We start from the raw sequence: 22,395 nt of genomic DNA, 5'->3' as shown, positions 1-22,395 counted from the left end.
CTCGGCGACCGTCATGCTCCTTCCCTCCCGCAGGGTGGGGTGCCCCAGGGGAACTCCGCTCGGGCTACGCCCTCGCTCCGTTCCCCTGGCTGTGCCCGTCACCCTATCAGTTGTTCAGGAAGAAGCCTAGGAATACACTAAATTGCATGACAACAAAGGCTTTTGGTCGAGCAGTTAGCACCTCGAAAGAGGAAAAAAGAACTTTCGTTCTTCCCCAAGCGAACAATCCAGTTTGTGTCCCGGGGAGAGGCGTTGGCAGATTATTCTCTAGAACACGAACACCATTCACAAGCAATCGAATCTTTTGCCCATCTATTCTTACTTTTAATCTATATTCTTCTCCGCTCTTAATGTTGGCTATATCCCCTTTTACAAATAAACCACTCCACCCCCTAGCCGGATTATACCGATTAATTACGTAGGCATAACCATAACCACCTATCCCTGCGCTATAATATTCTCCTGTAGCCGCATTGTAACCCAAAAGAATTTGGATGGCGTCCCCTTTGTCAAGATTGGTCTCAAATTTAACCACAACACTCAGGTCGCCGCCCGATGAGGAAATATCCGAGAGGGCAATACCATGAGGAATACTGTCATCTTGTTGCCTTGGTCCGGAATACTCCAATCCAGCCTCGGTTTTCTCCCATTTCCCCGTGATGAAAGCCCAATCTGAGGAAGAAGCACTTAATGTAGTCATGACATCTTCCCTCCTCTTGATTTATACGAGCCCCTCTCGCGGCCATGCGAGGGAAATAGATTATGATGGACTTTGAACCTATACTCCCTTTTTTGAGTTTCTATCCCCCCGCCCCCTTCGCCCGCTCCCACCACAGGGGGGCGAAGGAGGAGAGGAAGTCCGAGACGAAGGGATCGGCCGGGGCCTCGAAGAGCCGCCGGGGGGCGTCCACCTGGAGGAAACGCCCGTCCCGCATGATGGCGATGCGGTCGGCCAGGTGGAAGGCGTCGGCCAGGTCGTGGGTGACGAGGAGGGTGACGGTGCCCAGCTCGTCGTGGACGCGCCGCAGCTCGGCCCGCACCTGACGGCGGGAGACGGGGTCGATGTTGGCCATGGGCTCGTCGAGCAGGAACACCCGGGGCGGGAGGGCGATGGCGCGGCCGATGGCCACCTTCTGCTGCTGGCCGGAGCTGAGCTCGGCGGGGCGGCGGCGGGCGAGCTCCTCCTCGATGCCCACGCGGCGCATCACGTCCCGCACGCGGCGCGCGATGGAGTCGGGCACCCACCTCCGGACCTTGAGGGCGAAGCCCAGGTTGCTGTAGCGCTTCTCGTCGAAGACGCGCATGTGGGGCCAGAGGGCGTAGCCCTGGAAGATCATCTGGATGCCGCGCTTGCCGAGGGGGACGTCGTTCATGCGCTGGCCGTCCAGCACGATGTGCCCCGCGTCGGGGCGGTCCACCCCCGCGATGAGCCGCAGGAGGGTGGACTTCCCGCACCCGGTCGGCCCCACGACGACGAGGAACTCCCGCTCCGGGACCGAGAGGGAGACGCCGTCCACCGCGCGGACGTCGCCGTAGGATTTCCGCAGGCCCGTCAGGACCAGCCTGGCCATGCCCCTCTCCCGGCGCCCCCGCGCCCGGCGGCGGCTACTTCGGCGCGTACTTGCGCAGCATCTCGTTGACCGGGCTGAAGACCTCCTCCACGGTCAGGTCCGCGCCGCCGATGTTCTGGGTTTCGTGCAGCGAGCCGCCCGGGAACACCACGACCCCGCCCGGCCCCAGCTCGACCGACTCTCCATCGCAGGTGAACCGGGCCCTGCCCTCCATGACGATGCTGATCTGCTCGTGGGGGTGGGTGTGAGGGCCGCCCGTCGGGTAGCCTTTCTGGATGGTCTGGCGGAGGATGGTGATGCGGTCCCCCTCCACCACCCGGCGGGCGCGCCCGTCGCCGGCCCCCTCGTGCCCGGGAAGCTCGTTCCAGTTGTACGCTCGCATGGCTCTCCTCGGGAAAAAATGGAATCAGGCCGACCCGGCGCATGGTACTCCGCCCGGCCCTTCCGCGCACCCGGCGTGGGGTTCCGGCCCCCGTCGCCCCCCTCCGCCGGAGGGCCGTTTGCGCCCTTTTTCCTCCTCCGATAAAGTGAGGCCCACATGAGACTAGACTCCGGTTCATCGCTCAAGGCGGCCTTCGTCGCCCTAGGCCTTTTTCTCGCGCTCGTGCTCGTCCGGCCCGGCGCCTCCGGCCTGGAGCCGGGCGCCCCGGCCCCCGAGCTGAGGGGAGGTCCCTGGCTGAACGGCCCGCCTCTCCGCCTGGCCGATCTGCGCGGGAAGGTCGTGCTGGTGGACATGTGGACCTTCGGGTGAATCAACTGCATCCGGGAGATCCCGGTGCTCCGCTCGTGGCACGGGCGGTTCAAGGAGCAAGGCCTGGTCGTCATCGGGAACCACGCGCCCGAGTTCGGCCACGAGAGGAGCGAGGAGAACGTCCGGGAGGCGCTGAAGCGCCTGAAGGTGGATTACCCGGTGGTGATGGACAACGATTTCGCCAACTGGAAGGCGTTCGGGAACCGCTACTGGCCCACGAAGTACCTGATCGACAAGAAGGGCGTCATCCGCTTCTTCAACATCGGCGAGGGTAACCACGGGCGGACGGAGGCCATGATCCGGAGGCTGCTCGCCGAATGAGGTCCCGCGCATGAGCACCGAGCCCTCCGCCCCCCGCCCGGCGTTCCGCTACTCCGCCGCGCTCCGGGTGACCCACTGGCTGAACGTCCCGCTCCTCCTCCTCATGATCGCGAGCGGCATCCAGATCTGGTGGGCCTACCCCGCCTTCGGGCCGGGGCTGCCCAAGCCGGAGGCCGTCTACCGCGCCCTCGCGGGAGGCGACGCGCCGGTGGACCCGGGCGGAATCATGATGAGCGGGGACTACCGGGAGTTCGTCCAGGAGCTGGCGGGCCGCTTCGGCGTCGGCGAATGGCTCGCCGGGGCACTGCGGTGGCACTTCGCCCTCATGTGGCCCTACACCCTGAACGGGCTGGCCTTCCTGCTGCTGCTCCTGCTCACCGAGGAGGGCCGCCACTACCGCGTCCGGCGCGGGGACCTGGCCGGCATCGGGGAGATGATCCGGCACCCCGTCCGCACCTTCCACGATCCCCCCGGCGGTGGGAAGTTCAACCCGATCCAGAAACTGGCCTACAACGCGGTGGTGCTCGCCGGGATACTCTCGGTCGTGACGGGGCTGGCCGTCTACAAGCCCGTCCAGCTCGGCTTCCTGACGCAGGCGCTGGGGGGCTACCAGGCGAGCCGCCTGCTGCACTTCCTGGCCGCGCTGTTCCTCGTCCTCTTCACCGCGGGGCACCTCGTCATGGTGCTCTCGCACGGGTGGCGGCGGGGGCTGGCGCCGATGGTGGTGGGCATCAAGGCCGAGCGGGAGGAATTCAGGGAGCGCCAGCGCGTCTTCGCCCGCCGGGCGCTCCGCGCCCTGGGGGAGCTGGCCGTGCTCGCGGGGGCGCTCTGGCTCGGGAGCCTTCTGGCGGATATCCTGAACTGGGCCCTGGGCGGGCAGGCGCACGGGCTGCCCTTCGGCGCCCTCGTCTACCTCGCGGTCCGGCTGGGGCCGGTCCGCGCCCGCGATCGGCGCGCCCGCGAGGCCCGCCGCCGCCGGCTGGAGGTGACCGCATGAAGGGGGAGATGGAGCTTCCCACCCGGCTCGCCCGCCGGAGGCTCCTCGTGGGGCGCCTCGTGGCGGCCGTGCTGGCCTTCAACCTCCTCCTGGCGCTGGCGGGAGGCTACCTCCTGAGCGGCCCCGCGGCCGGGCTCTCGCGCTTCAGGCTCGGCTTCGGGGGCTGGGCCGCCGCGCTGTTCGCGGGCTCGCTCCTGCTGACCGCCGCCGTGGTGGGCCCCCTCGCCGTCAAGCTCCTTCGCCCTCCCGCCTCGGAGTAAGGAGAACGCCATGTCCCAGGGCCTTCCGCCCCGAGCCGGCCGCCGGGGCTTCCTCAAGCTCGCCGCCTCCTCGCTCTTGATGGCCGGCTGCTCGCGCCTGAACGACTCCGAGACGGCCCAGAGCGTCCTGAGCTTCTTCGACCGCTGGAACCACCAGGCGGGGCTCATGCTGGACAGCCCCTACCGCCTGGCGCGCACCTACCCCCGGGAGGCCGTCCAGCCCGAGCAGATGCGCCCGAACGGCTCCGTCGTCACCCCCGGCTCCCAGCTCGTCCAGACGCCCGAGGAGGAGTGGACCCTCACGGTGGGCGAGGTGCGGCTCGCGAACGGAAAGATGGCCCAGACCCATTGGCGGGAGGAGTACACCCTGGACCAGCTCCGGCGGCTGCCCGCCCTCGAGCAGACGGTGGAGCACGTCTGCGTGGAGGGCTGGAGCGCCATCTGCCACTGGAAGGGGCTGGCCCTGGCCGATCTCCTCCGGCGGCGGCCCCTGCGCCCGGAGAGCCGCTACGTCTTCTTCCTCTGCGACGACCTGATGCGGAGCCCGCGCGGCATGGAGCGCTACAGCGTCACCCTCGACCTCCACCAGGCCCTGCATCCCCAGAACGTGCTCGCCTACGAATACAACGGCGAGAAGCTCACCCCTGCCCACGGCGCCCCCCTGAGGCTCGCCTCCCCCGTGAACGTGGGCTGGAAGAGCGCCAAGTACGTCCGGTACATCTTCGTGATGAACGAGGACCTGGGGGGCTTCTGGGAGGCCCAGGGCTACCCGCGCTACTACGGCTTCTAGGCCTCCTCCAGGGATAGGGCCTCCTCCGGGGCCGCCGCCTTGACAAGGCGGGGACGGCGCTCCTATAAGGCCTACGGCGCCCCCTGGGGCGCCCTCACAACTCGCGATCCGGCGTAGCTCAACGGCAGAGCAATCGGCTGTTAACCGATGGGTTGTAGGTTCGAATCCTACCGCCGGAGCCAGAATTTTCAAGACTGGCGGGCCTTTCACCGCCAACGGCTGTCTTGTGTGTGCCGGAAATTGTGCCGGGTGGGGGATTCTTTCCCCGAAGATCATCCTTCCAAATTTCTTTTCTTCGCGATTGGTTTCTTCGTCAGCCCACGATCCGCCCGGCCAAGGTATCTCGGATCGGTCAAGGTAACTGTCGGCGGTTCATCCTTCCACAGATCACAAATTTTACAGTCAAGCCCCCAGGCAAGGCGCTGGAGCGTAACCAAGCTGGGAAGGTATTTTCCATTCTCAATCTGGCTTAGCTTCGATTGGTTGATTCCAACCTTCGTGCATAGCTCAACCTGGGTGACACCCTTGCTCTCCCGGACCTCCCGGATTAGGCTACCCACTTGCATAGCTCCTGTGACATAGCAACGGCGTCATTTCAGGCGATGCTATTATGCCGTACAGGTAATTGCAACGGTTTTCTTTTGATGGCTATCTTCGACCTGGAGTCATTTTCCCCCGCGGGGGACCGGCCCCGGTCCCCGATATTCGCCTGCGGACTGTCCTCTGGCGAAGATTCCTCTTTTCCCTTATCATATGCATGAACAATGGGTTGGATAGGCAAATTCTGAAACCCGGGCGGATGGGCCACTTTCCCTGCCGTGAGGCCATGGGGGTAGCTGATGCGGGTCCGATTCTGGGGAACGCGCGGCTCCATCGCCAAGCCCGGTCCCACCACCCTCCGCTACGGGGGCAACACGCCCTGCGTGGAGGTGGAGGGCGCGGACGGCACCCTCCTCATCCTCGACTGCGGCACCGGCATCCACGCCCTGGGCCAGAAGCTGGCGGCCTCCCGCAAGCCCCCCCTCCAGGGCCACCTCCTCATCAGCCACTACCACTGGGACCACATCCAGGGCTTCCCCTTTTTCACGCCCCTGTTCATTCCCGGGAACGAGTGGCACATCTACGGCCCCGGCGGGATGGACCACCAGCTCCAGGCCATCCTCGCGGGGCAGATGACCTACAGCTACTTCCCCATTTCCCTCGAGGAGTTCGGCTCCTCGGTCCACTACCACAACCTGGGCGAGGGCGCCTTCGACATCGGCGGCCTCCGCATCTCGACCCAGTACACCAACCACCCGGCCCTCACCCTGGCCTTCCGGGTCGAGGCCGGCGGCGCCTCCTTCACCTACATCCCCGACCACGAGCCGAGCTCCCTCTTCTCCTTCGACAACGGCGGGCCGGGCCCGATTCCGCTTCACCTCCAGGACCGCCGCCACGTGGAGTTCCTGAAGGGCTCGGACCTCCTGGCCCACGACGCCCAGTACACCCTCCAGGAGTATCCCTCCAAGGTGAGCTGGGGCCACTCGCCCTACGAGAAGACGGTCGAGTACGCCGTCGCGGGCGGGGTGAAACGGCTCGCGCTCTTCCACCACGACCCGCTGCGCACCGACCGGGACCTCGACGGGCTGGTGGGGACGGCCGAGAAGATGGCGGCCAAGGCCGGCGGCGGGCTCGAGGTCATGGCCGCGGCCGAGGGCTGGGAGATCGAGCTCCCGGAGGACCCCGCGTGGAAGCCGCCCCCCATCCCGGCCTCGTGCTCGGCGTGGCTCTCGGGCGGCGGGCCCAAGACCGGCGGCACCATCCTCATCGTGGACGACGACCCCCTCATGGTGCGCCTCCTCGAGAAGTCCCTCGAGGCCGAGAACGCCGTGCGCCTCGTCACCGCCCACGACGGCGAGGCCGCCCTGAAGCTGGCCATGAAGGAGCGCCCCCTCCTCATCATCCTGGACTGGGGGCTGCCGAAGATGGACGGCATCGAGGTCTGCCGGGCCCTGCGCCGCAACGAGGACACCCTCTTCCGGAAGGTCCCCATCCTCATGGTCACGGGCAAGCGGCTGGACGAGAAGGACGTGCAGAAGTGCTTCGACGCGGGCGCCTCGGACTACCTCACCAAGAAGTTCTCCCCCACCCAGCTCCGCTCCCGGGTGAGGAGCTGGCTGCTCCGCAGCGCGAGCGCGTAAGGTTCGCTGACAGAATCGCGCCAGCCTCTGGTGTTGTAGGGGCGTATTGCAATACGCCCCTACGGGTCGATATGGCGAACGATTCCGTAGGGGCGGGTTTCAAACCCGCCCCTACGGACGCCATGGGCGCATTGACAAGGGCTTCATTCCCCCTCCCCCGCTTCCCGGCACAACCCCTCGACCGTTTCCGTGAGCCTCCGGATGTCCGCCGGCGTGGAGAGGCGGTGGTCGCCCCCCTTCACCAGGGTGAGCGAGACGTCCGCTCCCTCCAGGCAGCCGCACAGCCGGAGCGAAACCTCCCAGGGCACGTCCTCGTCCGCCATGCCGTGGATAAGCCGCACCGGGCGGCGGAGGGGGATGAGCCCGCGCAAGAGGAGGTGCCGCCGACCCTCCTCGATGAGCCGCCGGGTGATGGGATAGGGGGCGTCCTCGTAGCGCGGGGGGCACAGGAAGGAGCCCTCTTCCATGAGCTTGCGGCGCTCCTCCTCCCCGCAGCGGCCCCAGACGAGATCCTCGGTGAAGTCGGGCGCCGCCGCCACGCCGATAAGCCCCCGCACCCGCTCCGGCCGGGCCAGGGCCGCCAGGAGCATGATCCAGCCGCCCATGCTCGAGCCCACGAGCACCTGCGGACCCTCGGTGGCCCGGTCCAGCACACACAGCGCGTCCGCCAGCCAGGCGCCGATGGTGCCCTCCTCGAAGCGGCCCGGGGACTCGCCGTGCCCGGAGTAGTCGAAGCGCGCGAAGGCGCGGCCCGCCGCCCGGCAGTGCGCCTCCAGGGCGGTGGCCTTGGTGCCCGTCATGTCGGAGCGGAAGCCGCCGAGGAAGAGGACGCCGGGGGGCCTCCCCTCCAGGCGGCGGAAGGCGAGGGAGCGGCCCTCCGGCGAGGCGAGGAACCGGGACGGCCCGGTCATCGCGCCGCCCGGGCTCCGGCGGCGGCCAGGAGGGCGCGGGCCACCCGGCGGATGCCCTCCTCGACCACCGGGTCGAGGCAGCGGCCGTCCTCGCCGAACTTCTTGTGGACGCTCCCCACCGAGATCTGCTCGGGCAGGACCTTCCCCCCGATGTGGGTGAGGATGTGGCGCAGATGGGCCAGGGCGTTGTCCGCGCTGGGGCCCATGGCGACGCCCAGGATGGCGAGGGTCTTGCCCTCCAGGGTGGAGGGGAAACCCAGGTTGTCGATGGCCAGCTTGAGGGTGCTGCTGATGCTGCCGTGGTACTCGGGGGTGGCGATGAGGATAGCGTCCGAGGCGAGGACCTTGTTCCGCAGGGCCTCCGGATCGGGGGAGTCGGAGGGTTCTCCCGGCAGCGGGAGCTTGAGGGCCTCCAGGCGGACCCAGTCCACCCGCCCGCCCCCGGCCCGGAGCTCCTCCACCGCGATGCGGAGCGCCTTGCCGGTGTTGTTGCCGGGCCGGCGGCTCCCGCCGATGGCCAGGATGGCCGGCCCCCCGCCCGGCGCCGGGGTCATGCGGCCTGCCCGGGTCGGCATGAAGGCCCCCCTCTTCACGTCTCACGAAAGGACGGCCGGGCCGGATGCGGTTGGAGGCGCCCTGCCGGCCCCGGGGCTACTTCACCTTCGTCAGGAACAAATGGTAGGTGCGCTCGATCTGGCGCTCCACGAGGATGTTGATCCGCTCCTGGCGGTGGCCGTCCAGCCGGACCCACAAGGAGTGCTCCCCGTAGGCCAGCGCGCTCACCTGGATCTGGGGGTCCGCCTTGCCGTAATAGCGGCTGGAGATGAACACCTCCGCCCCGGGCGGCACCGTGCGCACCGTGAGGCGGCCGGCGCCGCCGGCGGAAACCGGAATCCGGAACTCCGCTTCGGGGCGCTCCAGGTTGAACTCGAGGATGTGCGGGACCATTCCCAGGCGGGTGGCGCGGATGGAATGCCAGCCGTACGGCACCCCCCGGATCACCAGCGGCTCCGCCTTGAACGCCTCCCCCCGGGGCCTGCCGTCGAAATCGACGGCGGCGCCCTCGGGCTCCGACAGGATGCGGACCGTGCCCACCTCCCGCGTCACCTCGACCGGGCCGCTCCGCCGGAAGCACCCCGCCGCGGCGGCGAGCATCGCCAGCAGGACCGCCGCCCAAAGCCCTAAACGAGCGGACCGGATCATCTCACTCCTCCGCGCCATCCGGCGGCCGTTGATCGCACAAAACCCTCCTCCACGCGCGCCGGGCGGCGGCGATTCGACGGCGCCTACTCTATCCTGCTTCGCTTTCGGGGAAAACCCCGATCCCCCGCTTGCCCCGCCGCCGCCGGTTGGGGAATGATGAACCGTCTCCCGCGCGCGGCCCCCGAATCCTTCCGGAAAGGACCCGCCCCATGAAAGGCTACCGCAAAGGGCTCACGAACTACGGCGATCCGGCCTTCAGCGCCTTCATCCGGGGCGCCTACGCCCGGGGCTTCGGTCTCACGAAGGAGGACCTCGAGCGCCCCATCATCGGCATCGCCCAGACCTGGAGCGAGCTCAACCCCTGCCACCGCAACCTGCGCGAAGTGGCCGACGCGGTCAAACGGGGGGTCTCCCAGGCGGGGGGCCTGGCGCTGGAGTTCCCGACCATCTCCCTCGGGGAGGTGTACCTCTCGCCCACGGCCATGCTCTACCGGAACCTGCTCGCCATGGACACCGAGGAGATGATCAAGGGCCAGCCGCTGGACGGGGTGGTGCTCCTCGGCGGCTGCGACAAGACCCTCCCGGCCCAGCTCATGGGGGCGGCGAGCGCGGGGGTGCCCGCCCTCGCCGTGAGCTCGGGACCCATGATCGGCGGGCGCTTCGAGGGGAAGCGGCTGGGCGCCTGCTCCGACTGCCGGGGGCTGTGGGCCGAGCACCGGGCCGGGGAGATCTCCGAGCCGCGCATGGAGGAGTTCCAGGGGGAGCTCTTCCCCTCGGCCGGCCACTGCATGGTGATGGGGACGGCCAGCACCATGGCCTGCATCACCGAGGCCCTTGGGATGATGCTGCCCGGGCTGGCCGCCGTCCCGGCGGTGAACTCGCGCCGCCTGCGCCTGGCGGAGGAGAGCGGCCGGCGCATCGTCCGGATGGCGGAGGAGAACCTCACGCCGGACAAGATCATGACGCGCGGGGCGTTCGAGAACGCCATCCGGGTGCTCATGGCCGTGGGGGGCTCGACAAACGCCGTCGTCCACCTCCCCGCCATCGCGGGGCGCCTGGGGGTGGAGCTCCCCCTCGCCCTCTTCGACGAGCTCTCGCGCACCACCCCGCTCGTCGGCAACATCCGCCCCTCGGGCAAGACCTACCTCATGGACGATCTCGCGGAGGCGGGCGGCATCCCCGTCGTGATGAAGGAGCTGGAGCCCCTGCTCCGCCGGGACGCGATGACGGTGACCGGGAAGACGGTGGGCGAGAACCTCGCCGGGGTGGGCCGGGCGGCCGCGTGGCAGGACGTCATTCTCCCCCGCGAGAAGCCCCTCAAGCCCGAGGGCGGCATCGTCGTCCTCTGGGGGAGCCTCGCCCCGGAGGGCGCGGTGCTCAAGGTCTCGGCGGCGAGCCCCCGCCTGCTCGCCCACACGGGGAAGGCGGTGGTCTTCTCGTCCCAGGAGGACATGGTCAAGCGCATCGACGATCCGGATCTCCCGGCCACGGCGGAGAGCGTCTTCGTCCTCCAGAACGCCGGGCCGGTGGGGGGCCCCGGCTTCCCCGAGGCGGGCTTCATCCCCGTCCCCAAGAAGCTCCTGGCCCAGGGGGTGCGGGACATCGTGCGCGTCTCGGACGCCCGGATGAGCGGCACGGCGGGGGGAACCACCGTCCTCCACGTCTCGCCCGAGGCAGCCGTCGGGGGACCGCTCGCCCTGGTGAGGGACGGCGACCCGATCCGCCTCGACGTGCCCGGCCGGCGGCTCGACCTCCAGGTGCCGGAGGAGGAGATGTCCCGCCGCCGCGCCGCCTGGCGGCCGCGCGAGCCTGCCTACGGCCGCGGCTACGGGCGCCTGTTCCTGGAGCACGTCCTCCAGGCGCCCCGGGGCTGCGACTTCGATTTCTTGCAGAAGACGCCTTGAAGCCTTCCAGATCGCCGGCCGGGCGGGTCCAAAGCGCCCATCGGGAGGAGCGGGAATGAGCACGGAAGAGCGCCTGTCGCGCCTGGAGCGCGAGAACCGGTTGCTGAAGCGGGGATTCATGGGCCTTGCCGTGGCGGCGGCGGCCGCGGTGCTGATGGGCCAGGCGGCGCCGCCCCGCCCCCCCCAGCCCGCCGCGCCCGCCTACGCCCAGCTCCTCCGGGTCAAGCGGCTGGAGATCATCGGGGACAACGGCGTGCCCGTCGTCATCCTCGGCCAGCAGCGGAGCTACGGCCACATCGCCGTGACCAACCCCGCCGGGCGGGCGCTGGTCTCCCTGGGCACGACGCGCTCGGGAAAGGGCTTCATCAGCACCTACGACGGGCGGGACATCCGGCTCGCGGCCATCGGCGCCACCCGGGAGGGCGCGGGGGCCATCGTCGTCTACAACGCCCAGGGGAAGAACCAGGTCCGGATCGCCGAGAACCCCCAGAAGAAGGAAGGAACCATCACCCTCTTTAACGCGCAGGGAGGGGTCCGGGCCCAGTGGCCCCAGCCCCAGCCGGTCAAGCCGCCCGCGCGGTGACGAGGAGGGAAGGCTGACCCGTGTGCGGCCGCTACGTCCTGAGCCAGCCGCTTCCGTGGCTGAAAGACCTGCTGGGGAAGGACCCGGGGCCCGGGCTCCGCCCCCGCTACAACATCGCCCCGGGGCAGGACGTCCCCGTCATCCGCCTCCCCTCCACCGAGGGCGAGGGAGCCATCGCCTTCCTGCGCTGGGGGCTCATCCCCCGATGGGCCAAGAGCCCCGCCGCCGGCGGGGGCCTCTTCAACGCCCGCGCCGACTCCACCGAGAAGCCCGCCTTCCGGGAGGCCTTCCGCGCCCGCCGCTGCCTCGTCCCCGCCGACGGCTTCTACGAGTGGGCCGTGCGCGGGAGCGTCCGCCAGCCCTACTTCGTCCACCTGGAGGGGAACAAGCCCTTCTGCTTCGCCGGCCTCTGGGAGCGCTGGGAGGGCCCCGGCGGCGCCGTCATCGAGAGCTGCGCCATCCTCACCACCGAGGCCAACCGCTTCCTGAAGAACATCCACCCCCGGATGCCCGCCATCCTCCCCCGCCTGGCCTACGCGAGCTGGCTGGCCCCGGGCGAGCGCAAGCCCGCCCTCCTCAAGGCCCTCCTCGCCCCCTATCCCGGGGACGAGATGGTGGCGCGCACCGTCGGGAACCGGGTGAACCACCCCGCCAACGACGACCCCGGCTGCCTCGAGGTGGCGCCCCCCGCCACCGGGGAGCTCCCCTTCGAGGGGTAGGGCGTGGAGTCCGGCACGGCAAGGTTCTCCCCCGGATGCGGAAAAAAAACGCCGGAATTCCCCGTAATTTCCCGGAAAACGCCGGAAGCCTCCCCCTCCGGCCCCCTCGCGCCCTCAAAAAAGGGGAACTAACCGCCATTATCGGCAACTATCCGAGCGCGCCAGATGGTTTGATCGATCACGCCACATGATTTGATCGGAAGTGGTCAATGAATCTCTATCTCTATAATTTCAGGCAATGGGTCCTTTATTCTTACTGTGGCACTTCCCGTCGACTTTGAAATGGTTTCATAATCGACCGCCCTATCCGCCCTGACAGTCACCATAGCCTGCGCCGGATCATCTATTGCGGAGATAAAAGTCACTCCTATTACATTAGAACCGCCGTCGACGACGCCACTTATATTTGCATCGTCTAATATTTCAAAGTTCTTTGTATTTAACCGCAAAAATGTTCTTTGTGGCTTTCCTGGGAGGTCAGTAGGCATTCCTCTTTTTCTAACGACAAAAACCTTTTCCTTCCCTAAAAAGGAAATAACCTTAACATACCTATTCCGAAGAAATCTTGCACACGGCAAGGCAATAATCTCCCAATAGGTAACGGCATACAGAACCATTAGGCCAATTATTAGGAAACCCCACCTTGCGATTTCATGTGTTACATAGAAGGGCGCTTCCGTCTGTAGCCATTTTACCCATTCATCACCCAAAATATATTTCACAACATTCTCTTGCGAGGCTCCCAATAAAGTCAGAATTCCCCCTAAAATATATAGGAGGGTGGCGACTATCAGCTTGCGGAACCACCGCAAATACCGGGACACATTCCACCCCCTAGAATCAGAGTTGCCGATCCTAGACATGGGGGCAATTTATGACAAGAGAATATCCCTAACCATCCGGGACGCCCCCGCCCCTCCGCCCCTGAATCCCGCTTCCCCCGGCGGGCAACGGCCCGCGCCCCGGGGCCAATCTACGCCCGGTGGCGGGAGGGCCCGCTACCGCAATTTCGTCCATTTTCGCGCACGTTCGTGGATGGGGGGGATTTTTCGGCGCGATCATCCGGCGAGGCGGGACGCCTGGCGGCCGCGGCCTGACGCCCGATCAATTGAGCTCGCCATCCTTCCAGAATTTCGTTCCCTGGATCGTGGCCTGAAGGGCCAAGCCGTTCTCCGTGATTTGATACAGGCTGACTCCGGGGGCGACCTCGATCGCTCCGGCGACGGCGCCACCCTTCTCTCCCGCCTTCGCCGCGGCGTCAGCTTGCGCCTGGGCCGTCCATCCCTGGTTGACGAACCGGTTCAGGGCCTCCTTGGAAGTAAAGACAAAGACCCCTCTAAAGTCCCGTACGCCCAGCCCGAATCCGACCCCCGCGGAAATCATGCTCATGTAGGTTTCTTTTCCCGTCTGGTTGTCCCGGACGATTCCCCATCCGCTCCCCGTCGAGAGGAGAAACAAGTAAGTCCCGATGTTGCTGAAGACACCGTAGCCGACGCTGGCTCGAACCGCCCTTCTCGCATCGGGATGAATCTGGTAGAGCCGCTCCAGGGTCTTGACCCGCATCGCACGGACGGCTTCCCGCTTTTCCTCTACCGAATGCCCCTGCGGCCCGAAACAGCCGGAAACGAAAAACAGGGCAAGCAGACAGGTGGCTTTCACGCATGGGGAGCGCTTCATGAGTCTCCCTCCAAGGGGTGAACCTGATCCGGCCTCACCTCCCCGCTCCACGCCGGTGGAGAGGAACGGTGACAGATCCCTCGTCATTACCGCCTTCGGAAGCAAATCAATGCCCGCATTGGACCCCAGAGAAGAAAAACGGAGATGTTTTCAATCCAACCCGCGCCCGCGGGGTCCCTTGCCGAAATCGCTGGCGGCCTTCCTCGCCGGTTTCAAATCCGCCGCCACCCGTCGAATCAACGCCCTGCGGCAGACGCCGGGCCTTCCCCTCTGGCAGCGTAATTATTATGAGCACATCCTCCGGGATGAGGCAGGACTGGCTCGCGCACGGGAATACGTCCTGCGCAATCCGCTGAAATGGGATGAAGATGAGAATCATCCGGGGAATGTGAAAAGGATTGGCGAACTGTAGGGGCAGGCCCCCGTGCCTGCCCCGGTCCACGCACCCGCCCTGTGAAAGGGCGGCCACGAGGGGCCGCCCCTACGGCCCTCACCCCAACCCTCCCCCCTCACGACACCGACGATCCCTCCCCCTGCTTCTCGACGGGGTCGTCCACCCGGGCGCGCTTCTTGGCGGTGGGGGCGTAGCCCCCGGCCTTCATCCCGGCCGCTATCCCAAGGATGCCCTTCATGGATTCGGGGAGGCCGCCGGGGTAGGCCTCGTCCGGGCAGCGGCTGTCGCGCATGTAGATGCAGGGCTTGCACTCGATGCAGCGGAGGATCTCCCCTCCCCGGCCCGAGACGGCCTTGGCGGCGTAGTGGGGGTCGGTGAGCATCCCCCGGGCGACGGCCACGAAGTCGGCCCCCATCTCCATGTAGGCCTGGAGGCGGTCCGTCCCGAAGGCGGCGCCGTTGGCGGCGAGGGGGGCGCGGACCGCCTTGCGGAGCCGGGCGAAGGCGGGGTTGTAGAACTCGGGCTTGACGGGCACCCCCACCCGGGCGTTGCGCGAGCAGTGGAGGATGTCCACCCCCGCTTCCAGCAGGGCGGGGGCGAGGGCCAGGGTGTCCTCGGCGGTGAAACCCCCCTCCCAGGGCTCGAGGAGCCCGAGCCGGTAGGAGACGACCATCTCCCCGCCCGCCCCCCGGCGGACGGCCTCGGCCACCTCGAGCGGGAAGCGCATCCGGTTGGGGAGGCTCCCGCCGTACTCGTCCGTCCTTTGGTTCGAGGCGGGGGAGAAGAACTGCTGGCAGAGATACCAGGTGGCGCCGTGGATCTCCAGCATCCGGAGGCCCGCCTCCCGGGCGCGGCGGGCGGCTTCGCCAAAGGCCCGGGCGGTTTCCTTGACTTCGCGGGCCGAGAGCTCGCGGGGGACCTCCTCCTCCGTCGGGTGGGGGATGGGCGAGGGTCCCACGATGGGCGTGCCCGTGATGGCGCTGAGCGCGGTGCGCCCGGCGTGGAAGAGCTGGAGGGCGAAGGGGGCGCCCGCCGCCCCCACCTCCTCCCCCAGCCGCCTGAGGCCGGGGACGATGGCGTCCGAGTGGGCGCCCAGCTGGTTGGGGAACCCCTTTCCCTCCCGGTTGACGAAGGCGGCCTCCGAGAAACAGACGGCGGCCCCGCCCCTCGCCCGCTCGGCGTAGTGGGCGCGGCTCCAGGCGGAGGGGCTCCCGTCCTCCTCCGCTCGGGAGGTGGTCATGGCGGACATGAGGATGCGGTGCTTGAGCCTGAGCCCGCGCACCTCGATGGGGTCGGTGAACCTGGCCAAGGGGGATCCTCCTCTCCGGCCGGGGGCGCGGCCGTGGGTCAGTCAGGCCATTTTCCCGGGCGGCCGCTTCCCTCGCCCCATAGGAGGGCAACCGTGTTTCTCCCCCTCCCTCCGTGAGGGGGGCAGGGGGGAGGGAGAATGAAAACCGCCGCGAGCCTTTTCCCCCTCCCCGCCCTCCCCCGGAGGGGGAGGGAAAGACAGCAAGGCAGACGGCTCTTTGACGCACAAGGGCCGGGGTGAGAGGGAGCCCTCGGCGAAGGCGCACGATGAACGCCCCTGCCGCGCAAATTGAGCGTACTGAACCAAGGGATGGCTCCTTTCGCGTCAGTGCCTGCGGAGGAACTCGAGAATGTCCCGCAGCGACTCCTCGTAGCACTGGATCAGGAAGAAGTGGCTGGCCTCCTCGTAGACCTTCAACTCGCAGCCGGGGATGCGCCGGGCCATCTCCCGCGAGGCCTCGGCCGAGCAGAGGACGTCCTGCCCCCCCGCCATGACGAGGGTGGGGCAGCGGACCTGCGGCAGCCGGTCCAGCGCGTCGTGGGTGAGGCAGGCGTGGGTGGAGTTCACGTAGCCGTGGATGGGGCGGCCGGCATCGGCGAGCCCCGCCTCGAAGGCGTCGAGCTGCCGCTGGTGCGCGTTGAAGTAATGGGGCGGGAAGAAGAAAAGCGACTGGTGCTTGGCCGCGGCGGCGTAGCCCTGGGCCTTCACCACCTCGTTGATGTTGTAGAGGATCTGGTGGCCGTAGCGGTCGAGCTTGCCGAAGGAGGCGGTGATGATCATGCTGCGCACCCGGTCCGGGTAGTCGAGGGCAATCTGCTGCGCGACGGCGCCCCCCATCGAGCGGCCGATGATGTGGGCGGGCTCGCGGATGCCCACTGCGTCCATCAGGCGGACCGTGTCGCCGGCGAAGTGCTTGGAGGTGTAGGGGTAGTCCGGGGCCGAGCTCCGCCCCGCCCCCCGGTTGTCGAAGGCGAGCAGGCGGAACTCCATCTTCATCGCCTCGATCTGGGCCTTCCAGGCGCCGCAATCCCCCGCCAGCCCGTGGATGAGCACCACGGGGACCCCCTGCCCGTGCTCCTCGTAGTAGAGCTCCACATCTCCGACGCGCGCCTTGGGCATGGGCGAATCCTCCATGGCGGGCCGATGGGGCCGGCCACCGCCAGAGACGGCGGCTGGCGGGTCCCGGCGCCCGCGCCCTTTCGCTTCGTGGATTCGATGGACAATCGAAAACCATGCCCCAACCCCAGCGGCTCGTCAACGGGATGCCGCCGCCCCCGAAGCGCCGCCGGCGGTTTCACCTGTATTGACGGGACGAACGTTCTGTTTCAGAATGCCAGCTTCACGCAGAGAGCTTCGGCGCGCGGCGCGTTACGGCGCCTGCCGCGCAATGTGCTTTTACCTTCCAAGGGGGAGACTTCGCCATGAAGAAGGCGCACGTGTCTCGCAGGCGGTTCCTGAAGGGGGCCGTGGCCGCGGCCGCCACCGGCCCGTGGGTTCTCCGGCACCTGGGCGTGGCGGAGGCGGGGGCCCTCGAGGACCGCATCATCGCCGCCGCCAAGAAGGCGGGCCCGGCCGACCTGAACGGCATGATCTGGTCTCTCTACTACCGGAACATGAAGCGCCTCTCGGACGAGTTCAAGGAGAAGTCCGGCGTGGGCGTGAAGGACATCCAGGACATCAGCATCTTCGTGATCCCGCAGCGGGCGATGGCGGAGGCGGTTTCGCGCTCCTCCAAGTTCGACTTCTTCCACATCGACTCGAACATGATCCCCTCCCTCGCCTCGGCGGGCCTCATCGAGCCGCTCGACGACTACATGGCGGAGGTGGGCTACAAGCTGGAGATGCTCGCCAACTTCTCCAGCTTCATGAAGTACAAGGGGAAGACCTACGGCATCCCGACGGACGGGAACGTCCACATCCAGTACGTCCGCAAGGACCTCCTCGAGAACCCCGAGGAGCAGAAGAAGTTCTCGGACAAGCACGGGCGCCCCCTCGCCTTCCCGAAGACGTGGGAGGAGTCCCTCCAGATCGCCGAGCACTTCCACCGGCCGGACAAGAACCTCCTCGGCTTCGCCGGCCTGCGCAACCGGGCGAACGGGGTGACATGGTGGTACATGCACTTCTACAGCGCCGGCGGCTTCCCCTTCACCGATGACCTCGAGCCCGCCATCAACAACAAGGCGGGCGAGTACGCCATGGACATCTACCTCCGGCACAAGAAGGTTTCCCACCCCGAGGCCCCGAACTGGGGGACGCCGCAGATGATCCCCCAGATCGTCCAGGGCAACGCCGCCACCGCCCAGTACTGGGACGGCACGGCCCGCCAGATCGAGAGCGACCCGAAGTCCAAGACCAAGGGGAAGTTCCTCTACGGCATCGTCCCCGGCTCCAACGTGACCGGGAAGCTCGTCCACCGCTCCATCTCCTCGCCCCTGGCGGCCATCCTGGTGAACCGCTACAGCCCGCGGAAGCGCCAGGCGGCCCTCATGGCCCTGTGGTGGGGCACGCTGAATAACAGCGTCGAGATCACGACCCATCCCACCTGGACGTTCCACGATCCCTGGCACGCCGGTCACATGACCCATCCCAAGGTGATCGAGCGCTATTCGGCCCCGGCCATGGACGCCATCGCGAAGAGCATGCACATCACCACGCCCCCCATCTACCTGACGGGGCACCTCGAGTTCCAGGACATCCTGGGCAAGCACATCGCCGAGGCCTACATCGGGCAGATCACGGCCAAGCAGGCCCTGACCCAGACCGAGGATGCCTGGCGCCGGCTGGTGGGCCAGATCGGGAAGGCCAAGCTCAAGGCGGAGCTGACGAGCTACAAGGCCGCCATGCCCAAGACGGACGTACCGAGCTAACGCACCCCGACACCGGGGCGGGCCCTCCGGGGCCCGCCCCGCCCGAGGACTCCGCCGGATGGCCCAGGCACTCCCGACGAGGAAGGCGGCACCGGGATTCACCCTCTTCAAATGGATCCTGCTGGGGCCCCTTTTCGGCCTCCTCCTCTTCATCCTCCCGGCGTTCCTGCTCCAGCTCTACTTCAGCTTCCACTCGTGGACGGTCTACCTGGGCTCCTGGTGGGAGGCGGAGTTCGTGGGCCTCGGGATGTTCATCGAGGTCCTGATGGACTCCCGCTTTTGGTGGGCGGTCCTGCGCTCCCTCACCTTCGCCAGCCTGTCCACCCTGGGCTCCTTCGCCGCCGGCTTCGGGCTGGCGCTGTTGATGCACCGGCCCTTCCGGGGCCACGGCCTGCTCTACGCCGTCTTCATCCTCCCCATGCTGACCGTCCCCGTCGTGATCGCCTACACCTTCGAGATGCTGCTCTTCCAGCGCGGGCCCATCAACGGCATCCTGAGCGTCCTGCTCCAGACGGACGTGCGGGTCACCTGGCTGGCCCATCCGGCCATCGCGGTGTTCACCGTCATCATGCTCGAGATCTGGAACTGGACCCCCTTCGTCTTCATCATCATGCTGGCGGGGCTGGCCTCGCTGCCTCCGGAGCTGGACGAGGCCGCCCGCATCCTCGGGGCAAGCCGGTGGCGCATCTTCCGCGAGGTCCAGCTCCCGCTGCTCCGGCCCGTCATCATGCTGGCCCTGATCCTGCGCTTCCTCGAGGCGATGGGGGAGTTCCCCAAGACGTGGGGCCTCCTCCAGGGCGGCCCCGGCTCGGCCTCGGAGACGCTGCCCGTCTACTTGTTCTTGACCACGTGGCAGTACTTCCACATCTCCAAGGGCGCGGCGATGTCCTACCTGGTGCTCATCTTCATGATCGTCATCGTCCTCGCGGGCATCCGCCTGCTGCGCAAGGAGAAGCAGACCATCGACGTCATCTACCGCAAGCCGGGGGAAGAGGCATGAAGCGCACCATGAAGCGCAGGCTTTTCGCGGCGGGCCGGTTCTTCCTCCTGGGAATCGCCCTCTTCGTCGTGGGCTTCCCCATGTACTGGATGCTCATCACCTCCTTCAAGCCCGACCACGAGTGGTTCACCTGGCCGCCGGTCTACTGGTCCGAGAACTGGACCCTGGACAACTACCGGGTCGTCTGGGCGGGCATCGGGATCAAGCCCACCGCCCAGGAGGCCACCACCATGCAGAAGCCGGTGCAGGCCCTCAAGCACAGCCTGGCGCTCTCGCTCATCTCGACCACCCTCTCGGTGGCCTTCGGCACCCTGGTCGCCTACGGCGTCTCCCGCTACCAGATCCTCTCCGACCGGCGGATGTTCAACCTGCTCATGCTGCGCATGGTGCCGCCCATCGTGGTGGCGGCCCCCCTCACGCTCTACTACTCGACGCTCCAGCTCCTCGACACCCTCACGGGCCTCGTCATCGTGTACGTGCTCACCACCCTCCCCTACTCCATCTGGATGACCAAGAGCTTCCTCGACGAGATCCCGCGCGAGATGGAGCAGGCCGCCTCCATCCTAGGGGCCGGCCGGTGGCGCACCATCTGGGAGGTCATCTTCCCCCTCATCCGCTCGGGCGTGGTGGCCACCTTCCTGTTCATCCTCATCCTGACCTGGAGCGAGTACCTGCTGGCCCTCATCCTCTCGAAGGTGGACGTGGTCACCCTGCCCGTCCAGCTCAGCAAGTACGAGGGCACGACCGAGGGGCGGGTGTACGGCTACCAGGCGGCGCTCGCGGTGGGGGTCACGCTGCCGCTCATCGTCATCGGCTGCTTCATCCGGAAGCACCTGGTGCGCGGGTTCAGCTTCGGAATGATCAAGAGGTAAGAAAGAAATGGCGCGAATCGAGATGAAGGAGCTGCGCAAGGTCTACGGCCGCGGCATCGAGGCGGTGAAGCGCCTGGACCTCGACATCGAGGAGGGGGAGTTCCTCGTCCTCGTGGGCCCCTCGGGCTGCGGGAAGACCACCACCCTCCGCATGATCGCCGGCTTCGAGGAGCCCACCGCCGGCGAGATATACATCGACGGCAGGCTCGTCAACGACCTCGAGCCCGGCCAGCGCAACCTGGGCATGGTGTTCCAGAACCTCGCCCTCTTCCCCCACAAGACGGTGGCCGAGAACATCGAGTTCGGCCCCCGCATGAAGAAGGTCCCGCCCGAGGTGCGCGGCCGGCGCGTCCGCGAGGCCGCCGAGATGGTCCGGATCACCCACCTCCTCGGCAAGCTGCCCGGCCAGTGCTCGGGCGGTGAGGCCCAGCGCGTGGCCCTCGCCCGCACCCTCGTCACCGAGCCCGGCGCCTTCCTCCTCGACGAGCCCCTCTCCAGCCTGGACGCCAAGCTCCGCCGCGAGATGCGCGCCGAGATCGACCGCCTGCACCAGCGCCTGAAGAAGACCTTCATCTACGTCACCCACGACCAGGAAGAGGCCATGACCCTGGCCGACCGCATCGTCGTCATGCGGAACGGCCTGATCGAGCAGGTGGGCTCGCCCATGCAGATCTACGGCGACCCGGTGAGCCACTTCGTGGCCGACTTCTTCGGGAGCCCCTCGATGAACCTCATCGGAGGGCAGGTCTCGCACGAGGGGGGCCGCGCCCGCTTCGAGGCGCCGGGCCTCGCGGTGGAGCTCCCGCCCGCCCTCGCCCGGGCCGCCGCGGGCGAAACCACCCTCGGCATCCGGCCCGAGCACCTCGAGATCTCCGGGAACGGGGGCGTCTTCCGCGGCGAGGTGCGCCTGGTCGAGCCCCTGGGGAAGGACACCCTCCTCTACTTCGACCGCGGCGGCGACCAGCCCCTCATCGCCGTGGTGGAAGGCACCCGGAGCTACCGCGAGGGCGACGTCCTCAACCTCTCCGTGGACCCCGGGCGGCTCTACCTCTTCGGCTGGGACGGGAAGCGGGTGCGCTGAGGGGAGGCTTGCCCCTGTTCCCTTCCCCATCCATCGAGCAGGAGCTCGAGGCCATCCGGGCCGACCGGAGGAGCGGCGCGGCCCGGCTCGCCGAGCGCGCCCTGGAGCTGCTGGGCCTTGCCTCCGCCCCGTCCCCCGGCGAGAGTCCCGGCGCCCTCCTCCCCCGCGTGGCGAGCCTCGCCCGGCGCATCCGGGGCCTTCGCCCCTCGATGGCCGCCCCCGGCAACTGGGCCACGGCTTTCCTGCTCGACCTGCGGGAGCGCCTGGCGTCCTCCCCCGATCCGCCGGACGCGGGCCGGGCGGCGGCCGAGGCCCTCCTGGCCCGGCTGCGCGGCCATCCCGCGCGCGTGGCCGGGGCGGCGAAGGCCATCCTGGAGGGCCGGCGCGCCCTCCTCACCCTGAGCCACTCCTCCACGGTCGAGGCCGTCCTCCTCCAGGCGGCCCTGGCGGACTGTCTCGTCATCGTCGCCGAGTCGCGCCCCCTCCTCGAGGGGCGGGCGCTCATCCGCCGCCTCCTGGAGGCGGGGAGGCCGGTCCGTCTGGTCACCGACGCCCAGATCGCCCTCGCCATGCGCGAGGCCGATCTCCTCCTCCTCGGCGCCGACACCCTCTGCCGCGACGGCGCCGCAGTGAACAAGACCGGGAGCCACCCCGCCGCCCTCGCCGCGGACGCCATGGGGAAGCCCTGCGCCGTCCTCGCCGACACCTTCAAGGTGAGCGGGGAGCTCTCATCGGGGGACATCCCGCTGGAGGAGGGCGGGGGCGAAGAGGTGTGGGAGGAGGCCCCCGGCCTGTGCCGCAACGTCTACTTCGAGCCTGTCCCGGCCGGCCTCATCACCTTCTACGTCACCGAGAAGGGCGTCCTCTCCCACCGGGAGATCCGCGAGGAGGCCGGGCGCTGGCGGCGGCTGGCCGAGGAGGCGGAGAGGATCGGGTAAATGCAAGAAAATGAACGACAAGCCCTGTAGGGGCGAACCTCGTGTTCGCCCCCGCGTGGGTATCGGT

Annotated in this window: 25 protein-coding genes and 1 tRNA gene; 15 read left to right on the top strand and 11 right to left on the bottom strand. The window is 67.9% G+C overall.

Features of this window, described 5'->3' with window-relative positions; all coding sequences use genetic code 11:
* Window positions 1–106: 106 nt before the first annotated feature.
* The 3 genes from HYZ11_12990 to HYZ11_12980 form a co-directional block, all read right to left on the bottom strand.
* Window positions 107–700: a hypothetical protein gene (locus HYZ11_12990; protein MBI3128514.1), complete on the bottom strand. Its 594-nt coding sequence runs from the start codon at window positions 698–700 to the stop codon at window positions 107–109.
* A gap of 100 nt (window positions 701–800) precedes the next feature.
* Window positions 801–1,571, bottom strand: coding sequence for an ABC transporter ATP-binding protein (locus tag HYZ11_12985; protein ID MBI3128513.1), 771 nt, complete (start codon window positions 1,569–1,571; stop codon window positions 801–803).
* A gap of 34 nt (window positions 1,572–1,605) precedes the next feature.
* Entirely contained in the window at window positions 1,606–1,953 is a 348-nt protein-coding gene (locus HYZ11_12980; GenBank protein MBI3128512.1) for a cupin domain-containing protein, read from the bottom strand.
* Between the two features lie 156 nt (window positions 1,954–2,109).
* On the opposite strand from HYZ11_12980, the gene HYZ11_12975 reads away from it, so the two are divergent.
* The 5 genes from HYZ11_12975 (at window position 2,110) to HYZ11_12955 (ending at window position 4,872) form a co-directional block, all read left to right on the top strand.
* On the top strand, window positions 2,110–2,643 hold the full coding sequence (locus HYZ11_12975) for a redoxin domain-containing protein (protein ID MBI3128511.1): 534 nt from the start codon (window positions 2,110–2,112) through the stop codon (window positions 2,641–2,643).
* A 10-nt stretch (window positions 2,644–2,653) separates the two neighbouring features.
* Window positions 2,654–3,640, top strand: a complete 987-nt coding sequence (locus HYZ11_12970) for a cytochrome b/b6 domain-containing protein (GenBank protein MBI3128510.1) — start codon at window positions 2,654–2,656, stop codon at window positions 3,638–3,640.
* Window positions 3,637–3,900, top strand: coding sequence for a hypothetical protein (locus HYZ11_12965; protein MBI3128509.1), 264 nt, complete (start codon window positions 3,637–3,639; stop codon window positions 3,898–3,900). Before HYZ11_12970 ends, HYZ11_12965 begins: the two co-directional genes overlap by 4 nt.
* Window positions 3,901–3,910: 10 nt before the next feature.
* Entirely contained in the window at window positions 3,911–4,690 is a 780-nt protein-coding gene (locus tag HYZ11_12960) for a molybdopterin-dependent oxidoreductase (protein ID MBI3128508.1), read from the top strand.
* 107 nt (window positions 4,691–4,797) lie between these two features.
* A tRNA-Asn gene (locus HYZ11_12955) sits at window positions 4,798–4,872 on the top strand.
* 90 nt (window positions 4,873–4,962) lie between these two features.
* Here the strand turns inward: HYZ11_12955 and HYZ11_12950 are convergent.
* Window positions 4,963–5,250: a helix-turn-helix transcriptional regulator gene (locus HYZ11_12950; protein MBI3128507.1), complete on the bottom strand. Its 288-nt coding sequence runs from the start codon at window positions 5,248–5,250 to the stop codon at window positions 4,963–4,965.
* 279 nt (window positions 5,251–5,529) lie between these two features.
* Here HYZ11_12950 and HYZ11_12945 point away from each other — a divergent pair, with 279 nt between their 5' ends.
* On the top strand, window positions 5,530–6,870 hold the full coding sequence (locus HYZ11_12945) for a response regulator (protein MBI3128506.1): 1,341 nt from the start codon (window positions 5,530–5,532) through the stop codon (window positions 6,868–6,870).
* Window positions 6,871–7,013: 143 nt separating this feature from the next.
* Here HYZ11_12945 and HYZ11_12940 read toward each other — a convergent pair whose 3' ends face one another.
* The 3 genes from HYZ11_12940 to HYZ11_12930 form a co-directional block, all read right to left on the bottom strand.
* Window positions 7,014–7,781 carry an alpha/beta hydrolase gene (locus tag HYZ11_12940; protein MBI3128505.1) on the bottom strand — a complete coding sequence of 256 codons (768 nt, stop codon included), beginning with the start codon at window positions 7,779–7,781 and terminating at the stop codon, window positions 7,014–7,016.
* A complete protein-coding gene (locus HYZ11_12935) occupies window positions 7,778–8,356 on the bottom strand; it encodes an NAD(P)H-dependent oxidoreductase (GenBank protein MBI3128504.1) in 579 nt (192 codons plus the stop codon). The genes HYZ11_12940 and HYZ11_12935 overlap by 4 nt, the downstream gene beginning before the upstream one ends.
* Before the next feature lie 76 nt (window positions 8,357–8,432).
* A complete protein-coding gene (locus tag HYZ11_12930; GenBank protein ID MBI3128503.1) occupies window positions 8,433–8,984 on the bottom strand; it encodes a PEGA domain-containing protein in 552 nt (183 codons plus the stop codon).
* Window positions 8,985–9,193: 209 nt separating this feature from the next.
* Here HYZ11_12930 and HYZ11_12925 point away from each other — a divergent pair, with 209 nt between their 5' ends.
* From HYZ11_12925 to HYZ11_12915, 3 genes are read left to right on the top strand one after another with little or no spacing between them, the layout of a single operon-like run.
* Complete coding sequence (locus tag HYZ11_12925; protein MBI3128502.1) at window positions 9,194–10,888, top strand: dihydroxy-acid dehydratase; 1,695 nt, start codon at window positions 9,194–9,196, stop codon at window positions 10,886–10,888.
* Window positions 10,889–10,943: 55 nt separating this feature from the next.
* Window positions 10,944–11,471, top strand: coding sequence for a hypothetical protein (locus HYZ11_12920; GenBank protein ID MBI3128501.1), 528 nt, complete (start codon window positions 10,944–10,946; stop codon window positions 11,469–11,471).
* A 20-nt stretch (window positions 11,472–11,491) separates the two neighbouring features.
* Entirely contained in the window at window positions 11,492–12,190 is a 699-nt protein-coding gene (locus tag HYZ11_12915; GenBank protein MBI3128500.1) for an SOS response-associated peptidase, read from the top strand.
* Between the two features lie 206 nt (window positions 12,191–12,396).
* Here HYZ11_12915 and HYZ11_12910 read toward each other — a convergent pair whose 3' ends face one another.
* Window positions 12,397–12,912 carry a hypothetical protein gene (locus HYZ11_12910; GenBank protein ID MBI3128499.1) on the bottom strand — a complete coding sequence of 172 codons (516 nt, stop codon included), beginning with the start codon at window positions 12,910–12,912 and terminating at the stop codon, window positions 12,397–12,399.
* 382 nt (window positions 12,913–13,294) lie between these two features.
* Window positions 13,295–13,867 carry a hypothetical protein gene (locus tag HYZ11_12905; protein ID MBI3128498.1) on the bottom strand — a complete coding sequence of 191 codons (573 nt, stop codon included), beginning with the start codon at window positions 13,865–13,867 and terminating at the stop codon, window positions 13,295–13,297.
* Window positions 13,868–14,045: 178 nt separating this feature from the next.
* Here HYZ11_12905 and HYZ11_12900 point away from each other — a divergent pair, with 178 nt between their 5' ends.
* Window positions 14,046–14,279: a hypothetical protein gene (locus HYZ11_12900; GenBank protein MBI3128497.1), complete on the top strand. Its 234-nt coding sequence runs from the start codon at window positions 14,046–14,048 to the stop codon at window positions 14,277–14,279.
* Window positions 14,280–14,376: 97 nt separating this feature from the next.
* Here HYZ11_12900 and HYZ11_12895 read toward each other — a convergent pair whose 3' ends face one another.
* Together HYZ11_12895 and HYZ11_12890 are read right to left on the bottom strand one after the other, a co-directional pair.
* Complete coding sequence (locus tag HYZ11_12895; protein ID MBI3128496.1) at window positions 14,377–15,570, bottom strand: NADH:flavin oxidoreductase; 1,194 nt, start codon at window positions 15,568–15,570, stop codon at window positions 14,377–14,379.
* Between the two features lie 324 nt (window positions 15,571–15,894).
* A complete protein-coding gene (locus HYZ11_12890; protein MBI3128495.1) occupies window positions 15,895–16,689 on the bottom strand; it encodes an alpha/beta fold hydrolase in 795 nt (264 codons plus the stop codon).
* A 302-nt stretch (window positions 16,690–16,991) separates the two neighbouring features.
* Here HYZ11_12890 and HYZ11_12885 point away from each other — a divergent pair, with 302 nt between their 5' ends.
* The 5 genes from HYZ11_12885 to HYZ11_12865 are packed head-to-tail and all read left to right on the top strand — an operon-like array spanning window position 16,992 to window position 22,328.
* Entirely contained in the window at window positions 16,992–18,437 is a 1,446-nt protein-coding gene (locus HYZ11_12885) for an extracellular solute-binding protein (GenBank protein ID MBI3128494.1), read from the top strand.
* A gap of 58 nt (window positions 18,438–18,495) precedes the next feature.
* Window positions 18,496–19,437 carry a sugar ABC transporter permease gene (locus tag HYZ11_12880; protein MBI3128493.1) on the top strand — a complete coding sequence of 314 codons (942 nt, stop codon included), beginning with the start codon at window positions 18,496–18,498 and terminating at the stop codon, window positions 19,435–19,437.
* The gene (locus HYZ11_12875; GenBank protein ID MBI3128492.1) at window positions 19,434–20,309 is read left to right on the top strand and encodes a carbohydrate ABC transporter permease; all 876 of its coding nucleotides are present in this window, start codon (window positions 19,434–19,436) and stop codon (window positions 20,307–20,309) included. Before HYZ11_12880 ends, HYZ11_12875 begins: the two co-directional genes overlap by 4 nt.
* 7 nt (window positions 20,310–20,316) lie before the next feature.
* The gene (locus HYZ11_12870) at window positions 20,317–21,390 is read left to right on the top strand and encodes an ABC transporter ATP-binding protein (protein MBI3128491.1); all 1,074 of its coding nucleotides are present in this window, start codon (window positions 20,317–20,319) and stop codon (window positions 21,388–21,390) included.
* A gap of 8 nt (window positions 21,391–21,398) precedes the next feature.
* The gene (locus tag HYZ11_12865; protein ID MBI3128490.1) at window positions 21,399–22,328 is read left to right on the top strand and encodes a hypothetical protein; all 930 of its coding nucleotides are present in this window, start codon (window positions 21,399–21,401) and stop codon (window positions 22,326–22,328) included.
* Window positions 22,329–22,395: the final 67 nt, after the last annotated feature.

Source organism: Candidatus Tectomicrobia bacterium, assembly GCA_016192135.1.
Lineage (GTDB): Bacteria > UBA8248 > UBA8248 > UBA8248 > UBA8248 > 2-12-FULL-69-37.
Note: the sequence above shows the minus strand (reverse complement) of the source record. Positions and strands in the feature narration are given on the sequence as shown.